Source organism: Kineobactrum sediminis, from assembly GCF_002868715.1.
Lineage (GTDB): Bacteria > Pseudomonadota > Gammaproteobacteria > Pseudomonadales > Halieaceae > Kineobactrum > Kineobactrum sediminis.
In genome coordinates this window covers 23,959-46,867 of the sequence record NZ_PKLZ01000015.1, presented here as the reverse complement: position 1 = coordinate 46,867, position 22,909 = coordinate 23,959, and the positions used below count along the sequence as shown (strand labels likewise).

The window sequence follows — 22,909 nt, the reverse complement described above, 5'->3', positions numbered from 1 at the left end:
GGCGGTTATGTGGCGTGATTATAGCCCGTAATAACGCCATACTCGATCAAGAATTCGCAACGGGATATTTGGCGAGATAGGGTACGCCCTATGCCACGACCGACAAGTGCACACCCAACGCGTGCATCAGGCGATGGATGGTGTCCCACTTCGGCTGCACCTGGCCACTCATCACTTTGTAGCAGCCCGATCCAACCGTTGAGCGATAGCGCTCGCAGCGTGGCGGTCACGGATTCCGGCTAACGCTGGAACAAGACCAAAAGGCGCCCCGCAGAAACGAAAAAACCCAGCAATTGCGCTGGGCGTTGGCCTGATCCTCTCGGCACTGGAAATCCTGCCACTCGAAACACCCGCCGACCACCAGTACACATCATTACGACATCACCTCACACGTCAGGGAACACCAATTGGGCCAAATGATCTACTGATTGCTGCACATGCCCTTGCGAATGACCTTACGGTGGTGACTGCAAATATCGGTGAATTCTCGCAGGTTCCTGGACTGAAAGTAGAGAACTGGTTACAGAACTAGCCATCGATTCCTGACTTGGCCGTGGAGATAATTCTTCGCCACTCTTATAGCAACTGATCGTTAACACTCTTTCTGGGAAAACCCTGTCCACTATCGATTCGCTGAAAAATATGTCTTTGTCGTTAAAGCCTGCTGATGCCAACTTCATCATTCATGGCGACAGTAGCGAGTTGCGTGTCTTCAAAGCCAGGCCGCTGCCTTAAACCATTGAGCGCAACGGTCCAAACGATTAAGGCCAGCAATACCAAGACACCGGTTTCTGAGATGCCATAGTCTTGCCATCTGTTTTCAACGGCTAAAGCCACCAACCCATACACCCAGGTGAGCAAAATCAGCAGGGAAGTCAGGCTCAGCCAGGTCAAATCGCGCCCAGCCATGCCGTCAGCTGGTCCGTGACCCGTGGATCGCGCAGCATTGCCAGGTGACTGAGGTCATACAGAATGCGCGTGTGGTCGGGTTGCAGGGCAAGATCGTACTGTGGGTTGCCGTGCCTTCCCGTTGCACTCGAGGGATGTACGAGGCCGTCGCCCAGCAATCGACCAGCTCGCTCCCCGGATTTTTTTGACAGGGTTGCGGCGATGGCAAAGTGCTCGATGTTCCGCGGCAGCGGCGTGGGAACCCGGTAGTCGGCGTTGTCGCTGTGTGCGTCGTGATGTTGCCAGTCGTCGTCGCGCAGGTTGCCGTGACGCAGATCGGTAATGCCGTCGCTGCGAATTCTGCCAAGTACCGCAAATGGCGCGGTATAGGGGCTGTAGGTGAGCAGTTTCTGCAGCCAGAAACCACCCCTTTCCATCACCGCGCCATGGTGCGGTGTGCCCATGTACACGGCCTTGTCGACCCGTTCCAGCCAGCCCTGTGCTTCCTCTTGCGCAACGTGCATGGCACTGCGCGCCACCAGCCCGCCCATGCTGAAACCCACGAAGGTAATGGACTGCACCGGTACGGGCCAGCTGGCCACCAATGCGGCGAGCGCCGCGGACAGCTCCCGCCCGTTCCAGGAAATATGTTTCCCCGAGTTGTAGGTGACGTAGACCGGGGTGAAGCCCTGCTGGCTGGCCAGGATCTCAATGTGGTTGTGGTTGTGATTCTGCCAGGTCCACTCCCGGTCGTTCATGCTCAGGCCGTGGACGGCGATCAACAGCCGACGGCCCGGTTTGCGGCTGCAGTCGCCCTGCCCGGGCAGGCCGACCCGCAACCGCATTGGAATGGCCAGCGGATTGCCGGTTCGCGCCAGGTGATCGCCGCAGACACCATTCAGCGCGGCGATGATCGCCTCGCGGTTGGGGCCCGGCGGTGCCATGCTGTCCAGCTGCGACGAAAACCGTCGCAAGGCGATATCGAGGCCGCTGCGGGAGACGCCGTTGACCTTGCGGATGGCGCGATGCACAAAACCGGCAATCCCCGGTGCGGAGCCCTCCGGGGCCTTGCCCAGGGGCCATGCCCCGGCGGCTATGTTGCGGTACATGCCCTCGACGATATGGGTAACGCCGTCGACGGTATCAAATACCAGATGGGCGCCGCCGCGCAGGGTCTTGCCTGTTTCCATGACTGCTCCTCCCGGGGTGCCATCCTCTCAGCATAGCGCATTTGCCGGGGACGGTGTGGTCCAGTTGATGCCGGCGAGTTGCGCTGCCTGAACGGGCACTCGAGAGGTCTGGTGCGGGAAGCTGTCAAGGAGTCTCAGGATTGCCCCGGCTTCGTTGCCGGGTCGATGAAGTAGTCTCAATTTGCCAGTTGCCACGGGCCGTGTTGGCGAGCAAACTCTCGGTTCCCAAGTCACTCAATAACCGATGTGGCCCAGGGCAGTTTATGTCACCCCTCGCAGCCTCAGCCAATCAAGTACTTCCGCCAGGTGCCAGATCGAGGCGCTGCCCTCGTGAACCGGCATTGGGAATGTCTCCCGGTGGGTAAGCATGAGTTTGCGCATGACTTCCGGGACTTTTCGGCGTGCTCCACACACTTGCGATACAGAACTCACCACAGCGGCATTCATCGTCATTGTAGGGGCAGTAACTCTTACCCCAGGCATGACCACGCCCAACCTCGACTCGCCACCGCGCTACTCTTCCCAGTACAGGCATTTGATCTTGTTGCGCCGGCGATTTGACAGAGGGGGGGTGGCAAGAGTTAGCATTTCAAGATGATTGACCACTGACAGCAATGAGCTTATCAGCGTCACAGGATATTTTACAAACCCAGACTAAAGTTGGTACTCCACCTCGACCTTTGCCGTATATCAGCATGCATTCATCAGCGCTATGCTGTTTAAGAAGTATTTTAAAATCAAAATAAATGTCCACTTGGAATTTAAACATCAAGGAAAAGGTAGCAGTAATGAAAGCAACACAGATAGTGTTTGCAATACTAATAACTACGTTCGTTTCAGTGTCTCATGCTGGCCTCATGACCTTGGTCGAACAAGTAGAGATAAAGATCGGCGAGTTCGGAGGTGGGGCCAATTGTGTTGCCGAGTATGTTGGTGTATCTGCCAACGAAACCTGCAGCCAGGACTATAATTTCAGTTGGCCGCTTTTCCCAGCGTCACAATCCATAGAACGCATTCGCGTCTTTGCAGAGCATTCGTACAAAGATAGCCTTAATTTAAAGGGGACCGACGACGACTATGGGATCGACGGATGCGAGGGATTGTTAACTTATTGGCCTGGGGACTGCGAATTAGATGCAACAGGCCTAGCTTCCTGGTTTACGAGTTTAGATCTGCGGCTTGGGGGAGATAGTGTTTGGGATTTCGAAAAATCAGGTTTTCGCAGCGTCAGGTGCGAAAATGCTGCTTCCAGGGATACCTATGGTAGATGCGAAGGTGTAAGCGAGATATTGTCAAGTAGTTACACCCAGCTGGGTCCATTCAGCGTTTCTGATTCGCCTATCTCAAAGAATTTTCAGTTGCGTTATCGAGACCAATGGAGCGGTTCCCTTTTCGGCACCAGTGATGATGAATGGGATTTTTATCGGTATGTTTCTGGAACTTTCAGGTTGTTCGTGGAATATGACGTTACCGTCATACCCGTCATACCCGTCACCGTCATACCCGTCACCGTTGCGCCTGTGCCACCAGCGCCATCCGCCGTGCCGACGCCAGCCAGTGGCCTGCTTCTTCTGACGGGATTGGCGGGTATCATCGGATTGAAACGCTGGAAGAAATGCGCCGCATAGCTTCATGACTTGAAAACCGCCCCGGAACCCGACGTTCCAGCGCGTGAGTGCAATGCCCAAGGGGTGCCGGTTTACTCCGGTGCTCCTTGGGCTTGCTAAACGGTACGCGTTAGAAGGTGACTTTGGCGCACCCGCGGTGATAGTCGCCCAAGTCCCACAACTGGGTATAGGATATATAAAGGCCCTATAGGGAGTAGGCGCCCCCGCTGATTCTGTTGACTGGACCTGCAGACCTGTCGAAGTTTCCATCTTTTGCCCCGAGAATCCTGTTCGCGGCGTTGGGCATGCCAATCCTATCCGGTCACTCCTGAACGAGCGCGCGCAACCGCTCTTACCATGCGGTTTTCACTGGCGTCCTTGCTGGCTATGGGCTGGAGTCCTTCCCAGGTGAGTCAGTATTCGATCGAGAGCCTGCCCCGCCTTATCGGGTATGACGTCCTGGTCCTCGATACATGCGATGACCCTGACAAATACGCCGCAGCGGCTGCAGACCCACCGTATCTCAAAGCTCCGAAAAGCCGTCTGCCAGCATGTTTTCAGATCGCCTCGGTCGGTGTCGCCAACCTCAGGCGTTAATAAAAGACGCGCATTTTCGCCGCGCAAATATTACAGTGTCCGTGACCGAAAGATATTCATAACTGTGCTTACAGCACGGCCTCTAATCGGTCGGCGCGTGAAGCGCAGCTATCACTCAATGAGCAGAAATTATGAAAATTTTGATTGTGGACGATCACAGACTTTTCTGTGAAGGTCTCAGGTTGGTCCTGCAAAAGCTTGACGACGGCGTCGAGATACTGGAGGCCAATGACCACGATAGCGCGCTGGCAGTGTTAGCGGAAAATATTGATCTGGACTTGGTGATGCTGGACCTGCACCTGGCAGATAAAGATGGTTTCTCGGTGCTTGAGTACGCGCGAAAACACCACAAATCCCTGCCAGTGATGGTGCTGACGGGCTCCAAAGAAGTCACTGATATGCGGCGTGCCCTTGACGGCGGGGCTTTGGGGTTTGTTCCCAAAGATAGCTCCGGAGAGCAAATGCTTGGGGCTGTGCGCGTTGTGCTTGCTGGAGGGGTCTATCTTCCGGCCGAGATGAATGAGGTGGCGCGCGATACTGAGCTTGGTCCTGCCGTATCACTCACCCCGCGGCAGCGGGAGGTTTTGAAATTGCTGATAGAAGGCCAAATAAATAAACAAATTGCCGACGCTCTGGGGATCACCGAGGCGACCATCAAGATGCACGTCAGTGGGATTTTTAAAGAGCTGCATGTCAGAACGCGTACCCAGGCCGTATTGAAGGCTCAAAAAATGTCACTGGAATTATAGGTTTTGACGATTTTCTAGTGTGTTTTGGGGCTGCAAAAACGCACGAAGCTTTGACGGAGCTACGGGTTTGTGGAGCACGATGTAGCCGCTCTCAGCTAAAGCGAGTAAACGCCCATTATCGATATCACCGGTAACGATGAGTGCCGGGATGTCGCTTTGAAAGGCCGTATGGATGCGCTGAATGACACCGATCCCTGTTTCTTCATTTTTCAACCGAAAGTCAGAAATGATTGCGTCTGGCTTGTGCGTGGCTGTTCTTAGACGCTCCATAGCCTGGTCGCCGTTGGCTGCGCATATTGTCTGGTAGCCCCATAGATCCAAAAGGTCGGCAATACCTTCACGAATACTCACTTCATCGTCAATGATGACTACCAGTGGTTGCGTGTCTGCAGATGTCGGTGCTGACGGGGCAAAAATGATCTCTGAGACGGACCGGGTGTAATTGCCATCGATGATAATAGAAAACACCGAGCCCTTGCCGGGCTCAGATTCAACGTGAATTTTATGTTCCAGTAGTTTTGCAGCGCGCTTGACGATGGAGAGACCCAGGCCAAAACCCTTCTGTCGATCCCGTTCGTTGTTGTCGAGTTGCTCAAACTCTCCGAAGATGTGCTCAATGGACTCGGCGGGGATGCCTTTTCCGGTATCCGCGACTTGGACTACCAATGTGCCGTCTTTCTCGGTGCACCGCATGGTTATTGAACCATGGGTGGTATACCTCAATGCGTTGGAAAGATAATTTCCAAGTATTTGCTCGATAAGCTTCATGTCGCTGAAGATGGTGTAGCTGCAATTTTCAAAAGACAGCGCGAGCCCTTTTTTCTCTACCTGTACGGAAAAGGTGTTGGCGAGGCGACCCACTACATCGCTGAGAAAGAAGTTATTTTTCTCAGCCGATACGGTCCCCGCATCGAGCTGCGAGATATCCAGCAACGTATCAAATTGTTCCTGTAGCGCATCCACGGAAGATTTAATTTGCGAGACTGTTTTTCTGGTTTTTTCGTCGGTGACGCTTTCATCAAGAACCGCCGCAAACAGGTTGAGTGCGTAAAGAGGTTGTCGAAGGTCGTGGCTGGCAGAGGCGAGAAATTTGGATTTAGCCGAGTTAGCGCGTTCAGCCTCGTCCTTTTGCTCTTGAAGCTTCTCGATGAGATCAAGGTTCGCAAAACGCAGTTGGAGCGTCTCCTTGAAGGACCGACTGATCTTGGCATTGAAAAAAGTGAGTGCAGCAAAAAAAACTACCGTGACCACCGCCATCGTCAGGTGTATCGTCTCCCCCGTTGAAAGCAGTTTGACGGTGATCGGCGCAAGCACCAACGGTGAGAACGCGTAGTAGGTCGGCAGATATATGCTTAGGGTAAACGTGGAACCGCCGGTCATTCCGAACAAAGCCATCAATATAAAGAGTTGGTAGTCCAGCTGTCCCGAGGGAAACAATAGAATGCCACTCGCACCCCAGAGCACGCCCGCGACGGCGCTGCCAGCGACCAGGAAAAAACTGTAACGACTCACTTGCTCTGGATTGAAGCGATTTTGGTAAATGATATAGAGAGTGCCACGTAGCAAGAGCATTCCCAGCATCAGACCAAACCAGATAAGTAACACCTTGTGGTCGATGATGTTCCAGAACCCAAAAACCAGAGATGCGCTGACAATAAGATTAATGGTCATCAGCGAGTACATGGATTCAAACAGGGTTTTGACCTGTTCTACACGAAGCTTGTCTTCCAGTGCTGGTTCGGTGCCGGGTGTCTGCATGCTCTTCCAGTTACCGCGTAGCCCACTAGAGTGATGGCGAGCCCTGCTGTGTGGTGCATGGCATCACGGGTTGAGCGGCTAACACTTACGATTCGCGTGACGTCAGCTTACCATATAAAAAAAGGAATCCTGTGAGCTATCTTCAAGTAACGAATCGACAGTCGGGCAGCGTGGTTGCTCGGGAGCAAATCTCTGTCAGCAAGAGGGCTTTGAGTTGCTGGTCTTGGGCTCCTTTATCGCTGGCTAAAAACCAGCAATACGCCGGGTTATATAGGTTTAGTGCCTACTGTTGCACATCACTGCCAGGCATTACCCATCAAATCCGGTCACTCCCACTCTATCCTCAACAAGTAATATTTTTACTTTATTATCAGCAGCTTATGATTTGATATTTGGCTGATACCATGAAAAATACCATGTTCAAAAAATCTCATGAAAATGGTTACCTTCTTGCCCAGAAGTTCGGAGTACGCTGCGCTGCGCGACTCAATAATGCACCAGTAGCAATATTTTTACTTGAATAAATATTGCATAATGCTATATTTTACCCATGAGCACAGTGCAGTACAGCAGGACAGCAATTAAAGGTATTCAGAAACTGCCCGCAAACATTGCAGACCAGTTCCGTACTGCATTCCAGGAAATAGCTGATAACCGTGGCAATTGGAATGTTAAAAAACTGGCAGGCCGGGAAGGTTATCGTCTGCGGATTGGCGGGTATCGAGGTATTTACAAGATTGAAGGCGAACAGGTAATGGTTCTTGTGTTAGATGTTGGCCCACATGGAGGTATCTACAAATGAGTACACAGATCATTGAGAACAATGGCGTACCTGAGTATGCGGTGGTGCCAATTGCCGACTACCGCGTGTTAATGGAAAAGGCTGAAATGCTGGACGATGTAGCAGCTTTTGATAAGGCCGAAGCCATACTGGCGGCAGGCGAGGATGAACTGGTCTCGTCTGATATCGTTGATTTACTGCTGGCCAATGTGAACGCGGTGAAAGTTTGGCGTGAATACCGTGGCCTGTCACAGGCTACTTTGGCTGATGCTGCAGGCCTGTCACAGGCGTATATCGCACAGATTGAGACCGGCAAGCGTGAAGGACGGGTAGATGCATACAGAGCTATTGCCAATGTGCTGAAAGTCAACATAGATGACTTGGTATAAAAGGCAAGAAAACCAGACGCCATTACATCGTCAATTGCTGCCTTGCAACACGCAACCCGTGGCGAGCTGATCTGGCAAGCAGGTGAACTCTCTTCCCGCAGATGCCAACCAGTGCCAGATATTGCCCATCAATTCCAGTCATTCCCACTCAATCGTCGCTGGCGGCTTGCTGCTCACGTCATACGTGACCCGCGACACCCCGGAAATTTCATTGATGATCCGGTTGGAAACCGTCTCCAGCAGCTCGTAAGGCAGATGCGCCCAGCGGGCTGTCATGAAGTCAACGGTTTCCACGGCGCGCAGGGCAATCACGTATTCATAGCGCCGGGCGTCGCCGACCACGCCAACGGATTTGACCGGCAGGAACACCGCGAAGGCCTGGCTGGTTTTGTGGTACCAGTCTGCCCGGTGCAGCTCTTCGATAAAAATGGCGTCGGCGCGGCGCAGCAGGTCCGCGTATTCCTTTTTCACTTCGCCGAGAATGCGCACACCCAGGCCAGGGCCGGGAAAGGGATGGCGGTAAACCATGTCGTAGGGCAGGCCCAGTTCCAGGCCTATGCGCCGCACTTCATCCTTGAACAATTCACGCAGCGGCTCCACCAGTTGCATCTTCATGGTTTCCGGCAGGCCACCCACATTGTGGTGTGACTTGATCATGTGGGCCTTGCCGGTCTTGCCGCCGGCGGATTCAATCACGTCGGGATATATCGTGCCCTGCGCCAGCCAATTCACATCCCGCAGACGGGAAGCCTCTTCATCGAATACCTCGATAAAGGTATTACCGATCACCTTACGCTTGAGTTCAGGGTCGGATACACCGGCAAGTTTCCCCAAAAACAGGTCCTGGGAATCACTGCGAATGACTTTCACGCCCATGTTGCGGGCAAACATCTCCATCACCTGCTCGCCCTCCTTCAGGCGCAACAGGCCGTTATCAACAAATACACAGGTGAGCTGGTCACCGATGGCGCGGTGCAGGAGTGCCGCTACTACGGAGGAATCCACCCCACCCGATAAACCCAGCAGCACCTTGTCGGCACCCACTGTTGCCTGCACCCGGGCGATGGCGTCTTCCACGATGTGCGCGGGTGTCCACAGTGCCTCACAGTTGCAGAGCTCGAGCAGAAAGTGCTCGAGAATCCGCTTGCCCTGCAGGGTATGGGTCACTTCAGGGTGAAACTGGATGCCGTAAAAAGGGAGTTCCCGGTGTGCCATGCCTGCAATCGGGCAACTTGCCGTTGCCGCGATCACTTCAAAATCCGGTGGCAACTCCACCACCTTGTCGCCGTGGCTCATCCACACATCCAGCAGGCTGTTCCCTGCCGGGTCAAAATGGTCGCGGATATCGTGCAGCAGGCCGCTGTTGTTAAGCAGGCTGATCTGCGCGTAGCCGAATTCGCTGGTCGGTGACGCCGATACAGTGCCGCCGAATTGCTCGGCCATGGTTTGCATGCCGTAACAGATGCCCAGTACGGGCACACCGAGCTCAAACACGCAAGCGGGCGCACGCGGTGACCCCGGGTCCGGCACCGATTCCGGGCCGCCGGACAGAATAATGCCACTGGGGGCAAAATCACGAATCCCGGCCTCATCGATATCGAACGCACGAATTTCGCTATAGACCCCCACCTCGCGTACCCGGCGGGCAATAAGCTGGGTGTACTGGGACCCGAAATCCAGGATCAGGATACGGCTGGCGTGAATATCTGTTGTCATGGGGTTTCCTGAGCGCTACCGGACGGGGTAGTTGGGCGATTCCTTGGTGATGGACACGTCGTGGACGTGGCTCTCGGACATCCCCGCTGAGGTCACGCGGACAAATTCGGGCCGGGTACGCATATCTTCAATGGTGGGGCTGCCAGTGTAACCCATCGCCGAGCGAACACCGCCCATCAACTGATGGATAATGGCCGAAACCGGACCCTTGTAGGGTACCCGTCCTTCGATACCCTCGGGCACCAGCTTTTCCGCGCCCTTGCTCGCATCCTGGAAATAGCGGTCCGAGGAACCCTGGGTGCGGGACATGGCTCCCAGGGAGCCCATGCCACGGTAAGCCTTGTAGGTGCGCCCCTGGTAAAGCTCTACTTCACCCGGGGCCTCTTCGGTACCGGCAAACATGCTGCCCATCATCACCGAGTGCGCGCCCGCTACCAGGGCCTTGGCAATATCGCCCGAGAAGCGAATGCCACCATCCGCCACGATAGGAATGTTATGCCCTTTCAGCGCCTCCACCACGTTGGAAATGGCGGTGATCTGGGGCACACCGGTGCCGGTAACAATACGGGTGGTACAGATGGAGCCGGGGCCAATACCCACCTTGACCCCGTCCGCACCGGCCTCGACCAGGGCCAGGGCGGCCGCGCCGGTGGCAATGTTTCCGCCGATGACCTGCATAGAGGGATAGGCTGCCTTGATCATCCGGATCCGGTCCAGCACATTGCGAGAGTGGCCATGGGCGGTATCGACAATCAACACATCAACACCGGCATGCACCAGCGCTTCCACCCGGTCAGCGGTATCGGGGCTGGTGCCGATGGAAGCCCCTACACGCAGCTGACCATAGGAATCCTTGCAGGCATAGGGGAAACTCTCGGCTTTATCGAAATCCTTTACCGTGATCATGCCGCAGAGATCAAACCTGTCATTCACCACGAGGATTTTCTCAATCCGGTACTGGTGCAGCAATTGCTGGACTTCCTCTGAGCCGGCGCCCTCACGAACGGTGACCAATTTGTCCCGTGGGGTCATGATCTCGGACACAAGCTTGGTGGGGTTCGATTCAAAACGCACATCGCGACGGGTCACGATACCCACCAGGTCCTGCCCATCCAGCACCGGCACGCCGGAGATACCGTGGGCATTGGTGAGCTCCTGCAGTTCGGCAATAGTGGCAGTTTGCTGGATGGTGATGGGGTCCTTGACCACGCCGCTTTCGAATTTCTTGACCTTGCGCACCTGCTCGGCCTGTTCGGCAATGGACATGCTCTTGTGGATCACCCCGATACCCCCCTCCTGGGCCATGGCAATCGCCAGGCGGGCCTCGGTAACCGTGTCCATGGCAGAGGAAAGCAGGGGAATATTCAGCTCAATACTGCTGGTCAGGCGAGTGCGCAGGGAGACGTCAGTGGCCACAACCTCGGAGTATCCGGGCAGAAGTAAAACATCATCAAAAGTCAGGGCTTCCTGGGCAATACGCAACATGGGCGACTCCGGGTGGCAGCGTGAAGGTAAACATGCAATTATAAATCTTCTACAGCCCTCAGGTAAACCAGAGTCCGTGTCACAACAACAATCACTTGTCCCTCCCACACTTTCCGTAGGCCAGCTCAACCGCGAGGCCCGGCGCCTGCTGGAGAGCCATTTTGGCTTTGTCTGGGTGGAGGGGGAGGTCAGCAACTTTGCCGCCCCCTCCTCCGGGCACTGGTATTTTTCACTGAAAGACGGTGCGGCCCAGGTGCGCTGCGCCATGTTTCGCCCCAGAAACCAGCATATTCGCTTCACCCCGGAAAATGGGATGGCTATACGCCTGCGCTGTCGGGTATCGCTCTACGAGGGGCGCGGTGAATTTCAGCTGATTGTCGAGTATCTGGAGCACGCGGGGGCCGGTGCCCTGCAAGCCGCCTTCGAACAGCTCAAGCATCGACTTCAGCTGGAAGGCTTGTTCGATGCCGAACGCAAAAGCCCCCTGCCCGTCCAGGTTAAAAGGCTGGGTGTTATTACCTCGCCCACCGGCGCGGCCATACACGATGTACTCACCGTTTTGCGGCGTCGCTGCCCCTCAATCGAGGTGTTTTTGCTGCCGGTGCCGGTGCAGGGAGACAGCGCGGCCGGGGAAATACGCGATGCCATTGAGCGTGCCAATCGCTGGCACCGCGAGGGCAAGGTCAAGCTGGACGCCCTGCTGGTGACCCGCGGCGGGGGCTCGCTGGAAGATCTCTGGGCCTTCAATGAGGAAGTTGTGGCCCGCGCGATAGTCGCAAGCGAGCTGCCGGTAGTCAGTGCCGTGGGCCATGAGGTGGATATCAGCATTGCCGACATGGTGGCGGACAGCCGCGGCGCCACCCCCTCTGCCGCTGCCGAACTGCTCAGCCCTGACCAGCGGGAATGGCTGTTGCGGCTACAGCGCATTGAACAGGACTTACAGCGCCAGGTCCGTAACCACCTGTTGCGGGCCAACCGTGAACTGGCACACCTGCAACAGCGGCTGAAACACCCCGGCCACTTGCTGCGCGAACAGGCCCAGCGCCTGGACGAGCTGGAGCAGCGCCTGCACCGGGCACAGCGCAACCAGTTACGCCAGCACCGCGCTGGGCTTGAGTTGCTGGCCAATCGCCTGGCGGCGCGGTCACCGGTGGTCTCCATTCATCGCCGGCAGCGCGATTGCAGCGAACTTGAGCAGCGCCTGCAACGCGCGATGGCGCGTAAAGTGGAACGCGCGAGTACACGACTTGCGCACCTCGCCCAATTACTGGATTCAGTCAGTCCACTGGCAACACTGCAGCGAGGCTATGCGATTATCACCACCCCAGAGGGTCGGGTGGTGAAGGATGCCTCCAGCGTGGCGCCGGGCGACACCCTGAACGCACGACTCGCCCAGGGCAGCCTGAGCCTTACGGTGCGCAAAACAGACACATAGAAGCGCGCCCCTAAAAGCCAGCGAGGCCGCTCAGATTATTAAATTTCGCTATGCCTGGCGTCCAGGGCACGATCGTGCAGTTCCAGCAGGGTTTTTGCCAGTACCGGTGTTGCCGGCATTGCCCCGCCACCTGCCCTGACCCCAAAAAGCCCCGCCTGATACGGCTGCTCACCCATACGTTGCCAGGCATTGCGCAGCCGAAACTGCAGCCGCGATGCTGTTGTGTGTTCACCGATGAAATAGCTATAGAACGCCTGTTGTTGGTGCCGGGTGCCAGGCTGAACCCACTGCAGGTGAACAAACTCGATACAACGGTCCCCTGCACATTCACGCCGGACCTGCGACGCCGTGTGAATCCAGCTCTTGCCATCGGTCGGAGCCAATGCCTGCGTAGGGTGCCTCGTCTTGCCTCCACTGCCGGCGATCATCACCGGTTCCAGCCATGTCTGGCCACTAGCGATATTCAGGCCAGCGACGACGGACTCCCGTACCACGGCAAACTCCCCTGACCCGGCCGGCGGCGGCAGTGCCATAGCGGGTGTGGCCGGCGCGAGCCCGCGTGCACCGCCTGCGATCACGAAAATCGCCAAGCCTGCTACCAAGGGCGCCTGGCCGGCAAGACCGCGGCGCAGAACAGAAGGTGGCGATACATTTGCCGGGACAGCGGCACGCTCATCAGGCTCAGGTGACAGTCGGGTTATGAGCAATAGCAACAACGCCAGTAGCAGCAGGAATATCACCAGCTGTATATCGCCGTGGGCGGCCAGGTCCATCTGTTCGCCGCGGGCCCAGTCCATCGCCACAATCAGGCAGACCCGTACCGCGTTGCTGAGTATCGCCAGGGCGCCGGCGGCCGCGGTCAACAGCAGTATCCGCGGCAGCGAACGGAACAACATCACCCCGAAGGAATAACCGAGGAACGTGGCCAGGTTGAATATGCCGAGGCCGGCACAGGCAGTGGCGACAATGTAGCGGAACTCGCCGACATGAACCACAAAACCTTCGGTATGCATGGGCAGGCCAGCGGCCACCCCGAACCATTCGATCCACTTCAGCGTAAGCAGGCGCAGCGCCGGCAATAACACATCGCCAGCCGGCACCAGGAAAAACAGCAGTGCGAAAATGGGAAACAGGCGTCGATAATGGGACCGGCCCAGTGTCGCCAGCGCAATCCCCTGCAGGATTAACACCAGCGCCAGATGCTGGCCCAGTTTTATCTCCACGGCCCCGGCGGCCAGCCAGCCCAACAAACCCGCAAGCACTAGTGCGACACCGGCATAATCGGGCGCTGGCAACATTGCGAGGAGGCGTTCCCGTTGCTGCCAACCTACCAGGTAGCAAAATACCGGCAGCACCAGCCAGGCGAACTGGTAGGATTCGCCGGCGGTCCAGATTGATGTGAGATCCAGCACTGTTGGCCACAGCGCCACCACGGTCAGTATTAGCGCGATTCCCGCGGACAACAGGGCGCGGCGCCACGCGGCGGATAGGCCCGGTCCGGGGACTTTTACGGCGCTCTCCTCTACAACGCTCTCATCGTCTTCGTCATTTCCTGCCTCATCGCCGGCGTACGCGCTGTCATTACCGCGCTGGAACGGTTGCGCGAGTACCGCCACCAAAGCGGCATCGTCGGGCCGTCGGAAATATTCCAGGCCAATGCGTTCAATCGGGGTCGCCTCAGGATCGCGGTAGGTTCCGAACAACCGGTCCCACACGCTAAGCACCGCGCCATAGTTACTGTCGGTTTCGGGCTGGTATGCGGAGTGATGTATACGATGTACCGCGGGCGTGACCAGAAACCGGCGCAACCGGCGATCAATCGACTCGGGCAGCATCAGGCTGGTGTGGGTGTAAACCGCTGACACGGTTGCCACCACAATATAGATGCCGAAGGCCGTCGGGGAGAATCCCAGGGCAAACACCAGCACTGCGGCGAAGAGTGTGGTTAGCAATACCTCCAGCGGATGATGCCGCTGCGAGGTGCTGACGTCTACCGCGGTATCGCTGTGATGAATTTTATGGGCATGCCAGAGTAGCGGCACTTCGTGAAGCACCCGGTGCTCCCAGTAGCGCATGGCGTCCAACAACAGGAACACCACTACCACCTCCACCCAGAGAGGCAGGGCGAGGGCCCGAACCAACCCGCCGTCCAGCCCCGCGGCAATGATAGTGAGGCTTTCAGGTAACAGAAATGCCCCAACGCCCCCGGCCAACAGGAACAGGCCGGCATTACTCAGCCAGCGATCCGCCACTGGCGCCCGCAGGTTGCCGCGGCTGAACAGGCGCTCCAGCACCAGCAGTACCGCCACCGCGGCCACCAGGCCCAGCGCATTCAGGCTATCGTAATCAAACATATTTTACCGCGCCCGCCAGGGTGCCGGCGGGCGATGCACGCTGGCAATACGCCTTACTTTTTGAGGTTTTTACGCTTGATCAACTGGGCGCCGATAATCACCGCCACCCCGCCAATCGCGGCCAGACCGCCGATGCCTGCAGGCAAACCCACGCCCAGCACAGGGCCGCCCAAGGGGACACTACCCGCCATACTCAGCTGGCTGATGCCAAGTGCTGTGACTGCAATAAGTCCTTGATTGATATGATTTTTCATCTTTGCTCTCCTTTGACTACGGCAATTTAAGCCATGTCTTGGCAGATCACATGACAGTCATCTCGAAGCAAAAATTGCGCCTGCGAGCCTGAAAACGCTATTAATCAACAGGTTAAACAGGGAGCACTGGGATACACCAGGAGCCGGGACGGCGGTTTGTAAAATTTCTCGACAACTTCTCGACAACTATCAACAACTACCCGTGCCCGGCTACTTCCTTGCCGGGCGGTTAGTATTTCGCCGGCAGGCGGGTATTGATGATGATATGACGACCTTCGAAGCGGATATATTCGCCGATGGTCAAATCCTTGAGGATCCGTGCCACCATTTCACGCGATGCGCCAACGCGATCGGCAATATCCTGCTGGGTCAGTTTTTCGGGGATAAACAATGTGCCATCACCGCGTTCCTCGGAGAGGTCCATCAGCACATTGGCCACCCGGCCGTAAACATCCTGCAGAGCCAGGCTCTTGACATCGGCAGTCAGTTTGCGCACGCGCTGCGCCAGGTTACTGATCAATTTTCGGGCAATACTCGGATGTTCATCCAGGACCCTGTTGAAGTCGTCCTTGAAGATGATACAGAAACTGCATTTTTCGACCGTGCGCACCGAAGCTGAGCGAACTGAGTCATCCAGCAGCGCCAGTTCACCAAAATAATCCCCGGCGCCCTGGGTGTTCATGATGAACTCTTTGCCGTTCTTATCGCTGCAATAGACCTTGACCTTGCCACTCTCTATGATAAACAGAGAATCAGCAGGATCATTTTCATGTATCACCACCGTATTCTTGGGGAAAGAACGACTGGTGCTGCTACTGGCTAATGCATCCAATTCCTCCCGGGTCAGCCCCTGGAAGATTTCTACTTGTTGCAACATGCTTGTTTTTCCTGCCCCATGAAAACCCTTTATCACTGAAGCTCGTTCGCCATGGTAACTCAAAGTACGCCCAAAACGCACCTGCTGTAGAAAAGCAGCCCGCCTCCTGCGTCTGCACGGCTTTCCTTTTCATATAACGAACGAAAAGTCGATTTCCACAGTAAAGATTGCCTCGTTATACTGCAGCCCAAGTCATCAACCGGGGTACCCCGATAAGTGAACACCGAAATAAGCGAAGGCGACGCCCTGTGGAGCGATCTCCTGCTGCGCATAATCGCCGAACTCCGCGACTTGTTTGAACGCTCGCGGGAGAGCCTTGACGCCGCAACCGTCGAGGATTTCAACCGCCTGTTCCGGGCCGCCGCCAATCTTGAGACATTGCTGCAGGAACCGGTTGCCGGCACCGGCAATCATCACGATCAAATGAATGCCCTGGCCGCACTGCGCGGCTATGCCGAAATGCTCCGGGAGGATATCGATCACCAGGCACAGGACCTGGATGAAGCCCTGGCCAGATTACTCAAGGCGATACGGATGGCTGATGCCAACCCCGGCCATGGAGGTACGATCGGCAAACCGGTGATTGCCGCCGAGCCCGGTTTTATTCTGGCAGTGGATGACCTGCAGGAAAATCGCGAACTGGTGGCCCGCTACCTGTCGCGCTCCGGCCACCTGGTGGTGACTGCCGCGAGTGGCGAAGAAGCCCTGCGTACACTGGCAGACGCTGATGTAGACGTGGTTTTGCTGGACCTGATGATGCCGGAGATGGATGGCCGCGAGGTACTGAGGCGGATCAAGGAGCACCCCGACTGGCGCGCCACCCCGGTAATTGTCATTTCAGGCAGCCAGGACATGGAGGGCATCATCGCCTGCATTGAAGCCGGTGCCGATGATTACCTGCTCAAGCCATTCAATCCCGTATTGTTGCAGGCCAGGATAAAGGCAGGTATTGAACGCAAGCGCTGGCACGACCGGGAAGAACAGTACCGCCAGCAACTGGAACGCAACCAGAAGTTCATTCGCGCCACCTTTGGCCGCTATCTTTCCGATGAGATCGTCACCGATATCCTGGAACGTCCTGAGGGCCTGGAGCTGGGCGGTGACTTGCGTGAAGTCACTATCATGATGTCGGATATTCGCGGTTTCACAACCATGAGTGAGCACCTGGCACCGGCGCAGGTTGTCACCATGCTCAACCGCTACCTCGGCGCGATGACGGATATCATCATGGCCTCTAACGGCACGATTGATGAGTTTATCGGCGACGCCATTCTGGCAGTGTTCGGCGCCCCCCAGCATCGTGATGACGACGCCGACAGGGCGGTGCGTTGCGCGCTGGCCATGCAGGCGGCCATGGCCGACGTCAATCGCCAGAATGCCGCTGAAGGCCTGCCGGAACTGGCCATGGGCATTGCCCTGAACACGGGCACGGTGATCGCGGGCAATATCGGTTCGGAACGTCGCAGCAAATACGGCTTTGTAGGCCATCCGATGAACGTAACATCCAGGATCGAGGACCACTGCCTCGGCGGTGAAATCCTGATTTCCGACAGCACCCGCCAACAATTGCGCGGCGACTATACACTCACCAACCAGCGGGATCTCAATGTCCGCGGCATTGATCAGTCCGTCACTACCTACACTATAAGAGGCAGGGCTGATGACTGAGCAAAGACCCATACTGCTGGTCGAGGATAACGAGCTCAATCGCGAGATGCTGACCCGGCGCCTGATGAGGGCAGGCCTGCGAGTCATTGTCGCGGTCAATGGCGAAGAGGCGCTGGCACTCATGACCAGCGCCCATCCGGCCCTGGTGCTCATGGACATGAACCTGCCCGTCATGGACGGCTGGACCGCCTGTGACCACGCCCGCAAGGATGCCGCTCTGCGTGATATTCCCATCATTGCGCTCACCGCGCACGCCATGGACGCCGATCGGCGTAATGCCCTCGCCGCCGGCTGTGACGATTACGCCACCAAACCCATCGATTTCCCGGAACTGCTGGCCAAGATCGAGAGGCTGAAACGCCCATGAGCCTGCGTCGCAGACTAACGCTATCCCTGTTTGCGATTCTGGCGCTGTTCGCACTCAATGTGGGCACTCACCTGTGGGGCAGCTACGCGCGAAACGAAAGCATGATCGCCTATCGCAGTTCGGTTAATGCGGCTCAGCTATCAACCGCTGCCGCCCAGTTACTCGAAGATCAGCGCCAGCAGATCCTGATTCTGGCAACATTGCGCGAGACTACCCAGGACAAGCTGGATCCGACCGAACTGGCAGAGGCAGAAGCTGATATCGAAAGCATCAGCGCCGGAATTGAGCAGTTGGGCACTCTCAGCACCGAGGTGACACGGCCACAATTTGAGCGCCTGGCACAAGCCAGCAATTTCCTGCTGGCAAGCTGGCTTGAATTTTATCGTCGCTATAACGACCCTGGCTTCGATGGCGATATGGATGATCCATTACCTTATATCGAAACCCTGGAGCACCTGCGCCAGCTGGAACAGCGCCAGGCTTTTATAGCCGTTCAGCGCGCCAGTATTATTGATCGAACCATCGCACTCACCGATCGCATCACGGTGCTGGGCTTCCTGAGCTCCATTTTCCTCACCGCGTTACTGGGATTCTTCCTGTTGCGCTATACCAATCGCTCACTCAAGCGCCTGAAAACCGGTACAGAACGCATTGGCAGCGGGGACCTCAATTACCGGATTGACAATATCGAGGATCGTGGCGAGCTGGGTGATCTCGCCACGGCCTTTAACGCCATGTCCGACAAACTCGGTAACGCCATCGAGGAAGTACGTCAGGCCAGGGATGTCGCGGACGATGCCAATGCCGCCAAGAGCCGGTTTCTGGCAAATGTCAGCCACGAATTGCGCACACCACTGAACGCGATCATTGGTTACAGTGAAATGCTGGGCGACGAACTTGATGATCAGGGCGAAGTGGATCGCAAGCAGTTTCAGCGCGATCTCGAAAAAATTGTTCTGTCGGGACGACAGTTGCTGGCCCTGATCAACGACATTCTTGACCTGTCAAAAATTGAAACAGGCAAGATGACCCTGCACCATGAGCACTTCGCACCGGGACATATCATTGAGCAAGTCGCCGAGGGCATGGAACCATTGTTGCGCGACAAGAATAATCGCCTGCATCTCTGCGACTGCTCGGCGCTGCCTCCCCTGTATTCGGATGCCACCCGCTTCCGACAATTGTTCATGAATCTGTTGAGCAACGCCTGCAAGTTTACCGACGATGGCGACATCAGCGTTACCGCGAGTGCCACCGATGGCTGGTTGACATTCTCGGTCACCGATACCGGCATTGGCATGGATGAAGCGCAGCAGTCACGAGTATTTGACGCCTTTGTACAGGCCGAACCTGCTACGAGTGCCCGCTATGGCGGCACCGGTCTTGGCCTGGCGATCTGCCGAGAATACTGTGAGCTTCTGGGAGGCCGTATCAGTGTGCGCAGCGAACCCGGTGCCGGGTCTGTCTTTACGGTCGTGTTGCCCGCGATTGCCCCAGGGTCAAATCCCGCAAGCGCTTGATCGCCTCGTCACGCTTCTCAAGGTCTTCCCTGAGCCCGCTATTGGTAGCTTCAAGCTCAGCTATGCGATCACTCATGGTTTGCATTGAGACCATCGCATCGCGCAGGAGCAAGGTGGTAGAGTGCACTTGCATCTCCGGCTGGAGACGATCGACCAGCCGCTCGTAACTCGCCCGCATGGCGTCGTCAACGACCAGCGGTTCTGCCGCCGACAACATACCTACCCAGGTAATTGCCATATCCGCTTCCCACTGCGCCTCGAGAGAGTTTTCCACCCGCTTGTAGCGCTCGAAATAGGCCAGTGCCTCTTCGGGGTCACCCATCGCCAGAACAGCAAAACCGCGCTCCAGGAATGTCTGGTCGCGCTCCTGGCAGTCGCAGGACTTGCGTGCCTCGCGAGAGGGCAAGTTCAGGGTCAGCTCTGGTGTCGGGCCGGGGGCCGCCGCTTCCGGTAAATCAGCGGGCACACTGGTACAACCTGCCAGCGCCAGTAGTGTAATGACAATGATGATCGGGCTGGAGTTAACAAGCGCCTTCACAAGTAGATCCTTACAATTATCGACATGGCATAAAGTGTACCACCGCGTCATCCCGCCAGCGACGCCTCTCAACATGACGACCGGTCACTCGGGCCGCATATGCGGAAACAGCAGAACATCCCGAATAGAGGGCGAATCGGTCAGCAACATCACCAGGCGATCAATTCCGATACCCTCGCCCGCAGTGGGCGGCATGCCATATTCCAGCGCCCTTACATAGTCATAGTCGAAGTGCATCGCCTCTTCGTCTCCGGCATCCTTGTCGGCAACCTGTTCCCGGAATCGTTCTGCCTGATCCTCGGCATCGTTCAGCTCCGAAAAGCCATTGGCCAACTCCCGGCCACCGACAAAAAACTCAAAACGCTCGGTCACAAACGGGTCATCATCCCTGCGCCGGGCCAGGGGCGACACTTCGGTGGGATAGGCGGTAATGAAGGTCGGTTGATCCAGCTGGTGTTCTACCGTTTTTTCAAAAATCTCTATCTGCAACTTACCCAGCCCCCAGCTGTCCTTGAGCGCAATACCCAGCCTGGTCGCCAGCTCGCGTATTGCTTTTTCATCCATCAGCTGGGCAGCACTGATCTCCGGGTTATAGTGCAAGATGGAATCAAATACGGTCATCCGTTTGAATGGCAGGGAAAAATCGTAAGCGGCGCCCTGGTAATGCACTGTGGTATCGCCCAGCACAGTGACCGTCAGCTGGCGCAGCATATCCTCGGTAAGGTCCATCGCATCCTGGTAATCGGCGTAGGCCCAATAGAACTCAAGCATGGTGAACTCAGGATTGTGCCGGGTCGAGAGACCCTCGTTGCGAAAACTGCGATTGATCTCGAACACCTGCTCAAAGCCACCGACCACCAGGCGCTTGAGATACAACTCCGGCGCGATGCGCAAGTACATGTCCATATCCAGCGCATTGTGATGGGTCACGAAGGGCTTCGCCGCCGCACCGCCGGGGATAACGTGCATCATGGGCGTTTCAACTTCCATAAAGCCGCGGTCCTCCATATAGTGCCGCACGAAGCGGATAACCTGTGAGCGCAACTGGAATACGGCGCGGGCATCCGGATTCACGATCAGGTCTACATAACGCTGCCGGTAGCGCAGCTCCTGATCCGCCAGGCCATGATATTTGTCCGGCAGGGGACGCAGGGCCTTGGTCAGCAACCGGGCCTCCTCCATATTGATATACAGGTCGCCCTTGCCGGATTTATGCAGCGGACCGCGAGCCGCTACAATGTCGCCCAGGTCCCAGCTCTTGATTTCAGCCAGGGTTGCCTCGTCGAGCACCTTGCGATTGATATAGAACTGGATCTGGCCGGAACCGTCCTGAATCAACAGGAATGCGCCGCGGTTGCGGATCAGGCGTCCGGCGACGGCGTAATAGCGATTCTCGGCTTCAAGGTCTTCCTTGGCACTGGCGCCAAACTCACGCTGCAGGTCGCCGGCCATTCCAGTGCGACGAAAATCGTTGGGGAACGGATTGCGTTGCTCGCGCAGCTGGGACAACTTGCCCCGGCGCTCGGCTATCAGCTTGTTCTCATCCGCATGTGCCGCGGAGTTTACGTCATTGTCACTCATCGGATTACCCTTACAGCCCCTTCTTTAAAGAGGCTTCAATAAACTGGTCTATGGCACCATCCAGCACGGCCTGCGTATTACTGGTCTCGACACCCGTACGCAAATCCTTGATTCGCGACTGGTCCAGTACATAGGAACGGATCTGGCTGCCCCAGCCAATATCGGCCTTGCTGTCTTCCATGGCCTGCTTTTCAACACTGCGCTTCTGGATTTCCATTTCGTACAACTTGGCGCGCAACAGCTTCATGGCGCGATCACGGTTCTGGTGCTGGGAGCGTTCGGTCTGGCACTGCACCGCGATCCCGGTCGGGTTGTGGGTGAGGCGCACCGCCGAGTCGGTTTTGTTGACATGCTGGCCACCGGCGCCACTGGCGCGGTAGGTATCTACCCGCAGGTCCGCGGGGTTAATATCGATATCAATATTGTCGTCAATCTCGGGCGATACGAAGACCGACGCAAAAGACGTATGGCGGCGGTTGCCGGAATCGTAGGGAGACTTGCGCACCAGCCGGTGAACACCGGTTTCGGTGCGCAGCCAGCCATAGGCATATTCGCCCTCAAACTGGATGGTCGCGCTCTTGATACCGGCCACATCACCTGCGGACACTTCTATCAGGCTGGTCTTGAAGCCCCGGGCATCACCCCAGCGCAGATACATGCGCAGCAACATCTCAGCCCAGTCCTGGGCCTCGGTGCCGCCTGAACCCGACTGGATATCCAGGAACGCGTTATTGGCATCCATCTCGCCATTGAACATACGGCGAAACTCAAGCTGCTCCAGCTGTTTTCTCATCGCCTCTACATCGGCCTCGATGTCGGCGACTGTTGCCTCATCATCTTCCGCCGCAGCCAGTTCCAGCAGATCCGCGGCATCGACCGTGGCGCTGTCCAGTTCTTCGATAGTATTGACGATAGTCGAGAGTGACACCCGTTCGCGGCCCAGTTCCTGGGCGCGTTCCGGATCATCCCATACACTCGGTTCGGCCAGGTCCAGCTCTACCTCGGCAAGGCGCTCTTTGCGATTATCAAAGTCAAAGATACCCCCTAAGCACGGCTGTGCGCGCCTGGATATCCTTGAGGGCCTGGATCAGTGGATTGATTTCAAGCATGTACTGTTCCCGGTTAAAAGGCGCGCAGTGTACCGTAGGCCGGGAG

At 56.6% G+C, this 22,909-nt stretch carries 20 protein-coding genes; 9 read left to right on the top strand and 11 right to left on the bottom strand.

What is annotated here, in order from left to right; all coding sequences use genetic code 11:
• Positions 1-205 precede the first annotated feature (205 nt).
• Positions 206-532, top strand: coding sequence for a PIN domain-containing protein (locus CWI75_RS18740; RefSeq protein ID WP_101522692.1), 327 nt, complete (start codon positions 206-208; stop codon positions 530-532).
• 122 nt (positions 533-654) lie between these two features.
• Here CWI75_RS18740 and CWI75_RS16520 read toward each other — a convergent pair whose 3' ends face one another.
• Positions 655-909: a hypothetical protein gene (locus tag CWI75_RS16520; protein WP_101522636.1), complete on the bottom strand. Its 255-nt coding sequence runs from the start codon at positions 907-909 to the stop codon at positions 655-657.
• Complete coding sequence (locus CWI75_RS16515; protein WP_101522635.1) at positions 891-2,078, bottom strand: lipase family alpha/beta hydrolase; 1,188 nt, start codon at positions 2,076-2,078, stop codon at positions 891-893. Before CWI75_RS16515 ends, CWI75_RS16520 begins: the two co-directional genes overlap by 19 nt.
• A gap of 788 nt (positions 2,079-2,866) precedes the next feature.
• Here CWI75_RS16515 and CWI75_RS16505 point away from each other — a divergent pair.
• Positions 2,867-3,706: a PEP-CTERM sorting domain-containing protein gene (locus CWI75_RS16505; protein ID WP_101522634.1), complete on the top strand. Its 840-nt coding sequence runs from the start codon at positions 2,867-2,869 to the stop codon at positions 3,704-3,706.
• Positions 3,707-4,413: 707 nt separating this feature from the next.
• Positions 4,414-5,031: a response regulator gene (locus CWI75_RS16495; RefSeq protein ID WP_101522632.1), complete on the top strand. Its 618-nt coding sequence runs from the start codon at positions 4,414-4,416 to the stop codon at positions 5,029-5,031.
• On the opposite strand, the gene CWI75_RS16490 is transcribed toward CWI75_RS16495, so the two are convergent.
• On the bottom strand, positions 5,026-6,789 hold the full coding sequence (locus tag CWI75_RS16490) for an ATP-binding response regulator (RefSeq protein ID WP_101522631.1): 1,764 nt from the start codon (positions 6,787-6,789) through the stop codon (positions 5,026-5,028). The genes CWI75_RS16495 and CWI75_RS16490 overlap by 6 nt on opposite strands.
• A gap of 550 nt (positions 6,790-7,339) precedes the next feature.
• On the opposite strand from CWI75_RS16490, the gene CWI75_RS16485 reads away from it, so the two are divergent.
• Both CWI75_RS16485 and CWI75_RS16480 read left to right on the top strand, forming a co-directional pair.
• Positions 7,340-7,591: a type II toxin-antitoxin system RelE family toxin gene (locus CWI75_RS16485; RefSeq protein ID WP_101522630.1), complete on the top strand. Its 252-nt coding sequence runs from the start codon at positions 7,340-7,342 to the stop codon at positions 7,589-7,591.
• Positions 7,588-7,959, top strand: coding sequence for a helix-turn-helix transcriptional regulator (locus tag CWI75_RS16480; protein ID WP_101522629.1), 372 nt, complete (start codon positions 7,588-7,590; stop codon positions 7,957-7,959). The genes CWI75_RS16485 and CWI75_RS16480 overlap by 4 nt, the downstream gene beginning before the upstream one ends.
• 138 nt (positions 7,960-8,097) lie before the next feature.
• Here the strand turns inward: CWI75_RS16480 and guaA are convergent, their stop codons facing one another.
• Positions 8,098-9,675 carry a glutamine-hydrolyzing GMP synthase gene (gene guaA, locus CWI75_RS16475; protein WP_101522628.1) on the bottom strand — a complete coding sequence of 526 codons (1,578 nt, stop codon included), beginning with the start codon at positions 9,673-9,675 and terminating at the stop codon, positions 8,098-8,100.
• Positions 9,676-9,690: 15 nt separating this feature from the next.
• Positions 9,691-11,160 (bottom strand): IMP dehydrogenase, encoded by a 1,470-nt coding sequence (gene guaB, locus CWI75_RS16470; RefSeq protein ID WP_101522627.1) that lies wholly within the window; start codon positions 11,158-11,160, stop codon positions 9,691-9,693.
• Between the two features lie 76 nt (positions 11,161-11,236).
• Between guaB and xseA the strand changes: the two genes are divergently transcribed.
• Entirely contained in the window at positions 11,237-12,595 is a 1,359-nt protein-coding gene (gene xseA, locus CWI75_RS16465; protein ID WP_241521270.1) for an exodeoxyribonuclease VII large subunit, read from the top strand.
• Between the two features lie 38 nt (positions 12,596-12,633).
• Here the strand turns inward: xseA and CWI75_RS16460 are convergent, their stop codons facing one another.
• The 3 genes from CWI75_RS16460 to CWI75_RS16450 form a co-directional block, all read right to left on the bottom strand.
• Complete coding sequence (locus tag CWI75_RS16460; protein WP_101522625.1) at positions 12,634-14,949, bottom strand: archaeosortase/exosortase family protein; 2,316 nt, start codon at positions 14,947-14,949, stop codon at positions 12,634-12,636.
• 53 nt (positions 14,950-15,002) lie between these two features.
• Complete coding sequence (locus CWI75_RS16455) at positions 15,003-15,203, bottom strand: hypothetical protein (RefSeq protein WP_101522624.1); 201 nt, start codon at positions 15,201-15,203, stop codon at positions 15,003-15,005.
• 229 nt (positions 15,204-15,432) lie between these two features.
• Positions 15,433-16,080 (bottom strand): Crp/Fnr family transcriptional regulator, encoded by a 648-nt coding sequence (locus CWI75_RS16450; RefSeq protein WP_101522623.1) that lies wholly within the window; start codon positions 16,078-16,080, stop codon positions 15,433-15,435.
• A gap of 216 nt (positions 16,081-16,296) precedes the next feature.
• On the opposite strand from CWI75_RS16450, the gene CWI75_RS16445 reads away from it, so the two are divergent.
• The 3 genes from CWI75_RS16445 to CWI75_RS16435 are packed head-to-tail and all read left to right on the top strand — an operon-like array spanning position 16,297 to position 19,635.
• A complete protein-coding gene (locus CWI75_RS16445) occupies positions 16,297-17,748 on the top strand; it encodes an adenylate/guanylate cyclase domain-containing protein (protein ID WP_241521269.1) in 1,452 nt (483 codons plus the stop codon).
• Positions 17,741-18,115: a response regulator gene (locus CWI75_RS16440; RefSeq protein ID WP_101522622.1), complete on the top strand. Its 375-nt coding sequence runs from the start codon at positions 17,741-17,743 to the stop codon at positions 18,113-18,115. The genes CWI75_RS16445 and CWI75_RS16440 overlap by 8 nt, the downstream gene beginning before the upstream one ends.
• Positions 18,112-19,635, top strand: a complete 1,524-nt coding sequence (locus CWI75_RS16435; protein ID WP_101522621.1) for a sensor histidine kinase — start codon at positions 18,112-18,114, stop codon at positions 19,633-19,635. Before CWI75_RS16440 ends, CWI75_RS16435 begins: the two co-directional genes overlap by 4 nt.
• Here CWI75_RS16435 and CWI75_RS16430 read toward each other — a convergent pair.
• The 3 genes from CWI75_RS16430 to prfB all read right to left on the bottom strand — a co-directional run bounded on the left by CWI75_RS16430 (position 19,583) and on the right by prfB (position 22,863).
• Positions 19,583-20,173 carry a hypothetical protein gene (locus CWI75_RS16430; protein ID WP_101522620.1) on the bottom strand — a complete coding sequence of 197 codons (591 nt, stop codon included), beginning with the start codon at positions 20,171-20,173 and terminating at the stop codon, positions 19,583-19,585. The genes CWI75_RS16435 and CWI75_RS16430 overlap by 53 nt on opposite strands.
• A gap of 84 nt (positions 20,174-20,257) precedes the next feature.
• Positions 20,258-21,754 carry a lysine--tRNA ligase gene (lysS, locus tag CWI75_RS16425; protein ID WP_101522619.1) on the bottom strand — a complete coding sequence of 499 codons (1,497 nt, stop codon included), beginning with the start codon at positions 21,752-21,754 and terminating at the stop codon, positions 20,258-20,260.
• Between the two features lie 10 nt (positions 21,755-21,764).
• A protein-coding gene (gene prfB / locus CWI75_RS16420; RefSeq protein WP_101522618.1) for a peptide chain release factor 2 occupies positions 21,765-22,863 on the bottom strand; the annotation gives its coding sequence in 2 pieces (ribosomal slippage) (positions 21,765-22,787 and positions 22,789-22,863; 1,098 coding nt in all).
• Positions 22,864-22,909: the final 46 nt, after the last annotated feature.

Bases quoted from the DNA above. Each gene is read 5' to 3' on its own strand.
- CWI75_RS16520 (WP_101522636.1), bottom strand. From the start codon at position 909: ATGGCTGGGCGCGATTTGACCTGGCTGAGCCTGACTTCCCTGCTGATT.
- CWI75_RS16495 (WP_101522632.1), top strand. From the start codon at position 4,414: ATGAAAATTTTGATTGTGGACGATCACAGACTTTTCTGTGAAGGTCTC.
- CWI75_RS16440 (WP_101522622.1), top strand. From the start codon at position 17,741: ATGACTGAGCAAAGACCCATACTGCTGGTCGAGGATAACGAGCTCAAT.
- lysS (WP_101522619.1), bottom strand. From the start codon at position 21,754: ATGAGTGACAATGACGTAAACTCCGCGGCACATGCGGATGAGAACAAG.
- guaA (WP_101522628.1), bottom strand. From the start codon at position 9,675: ATGACAACAGATATTCACGCCAGCCGTATCCTGATCCTGGATTTCGGG.
- CWI75_RS16485 (WP_101522630.1), top strand. From the start codon at position 7,340: ATGAGCACAGTGCAGTACAGCAGGACAGCAATTAAAGGTATTCAGAAA.
- CWI75_RS16435 (WP_101522621.1), top strand. From the start codon at position 18,112: ATGAGCCTGCGTCGCAGACTAACGCTATCCCTGTTTGCGATTCTGGCG.
- CWI75_RS16480 (WP_101522629.1), top strand. From the start codon at position 7,588: ATGAGTACACAGATCATTGAGAACAATGGCGTACCTGAGTATGCGGTG.
- CWI75_RS16460 (WP_101522625.1), bottom strand. From the start codon at position 14,949: ATGTTTGATTACGATAGCCTGAATGCGCTGGGCCTGGTGGCCGCGGTG.
- guaB (WP_101522627.1), bottom strand. From the start codon at position 11,160: ATGTTGCGTATTGCCCAGGAAGCCCTGACTTTTGATGATGTTTTACTT.
- CWI75_RS16455 (WP_101522624.1), bottom strand. From the start codon at position 15,203: ATGAAAAATCATATCAATCAAGGACTTATTGCAGTCACAGCACTTGGC.
- CWI75_RS16450 (WP_101522623.1), bottom strand. From the start codon at position 16,080: ATGTTGCAACAAGTAGAAATCTTCCAGGGGCTGACCCGGGAGGAATTG.
- CWI75_RS16515 (WP_101522635.1), bottom strand. From the start codon at position 2,078: ATGGAAACAGGCAAGACCCTGCGCGGCGGCGCCCATCTGGTATTTGAT.
- CWI75_RS16490 (WP_101522631.1), bottom strand. From the start codon at position 6,789: ATGCAGACACCCGGCACCGAACCAGCACTGGAAGACAAGCTTCGTGTA.
- CWI75_RS16505 (WP_101522634.1), top strand. From the start codon at position 2,867: ATGAAAGCAACACAGATAGTGTTTGCAATACTAATAACTACGTTCGTT.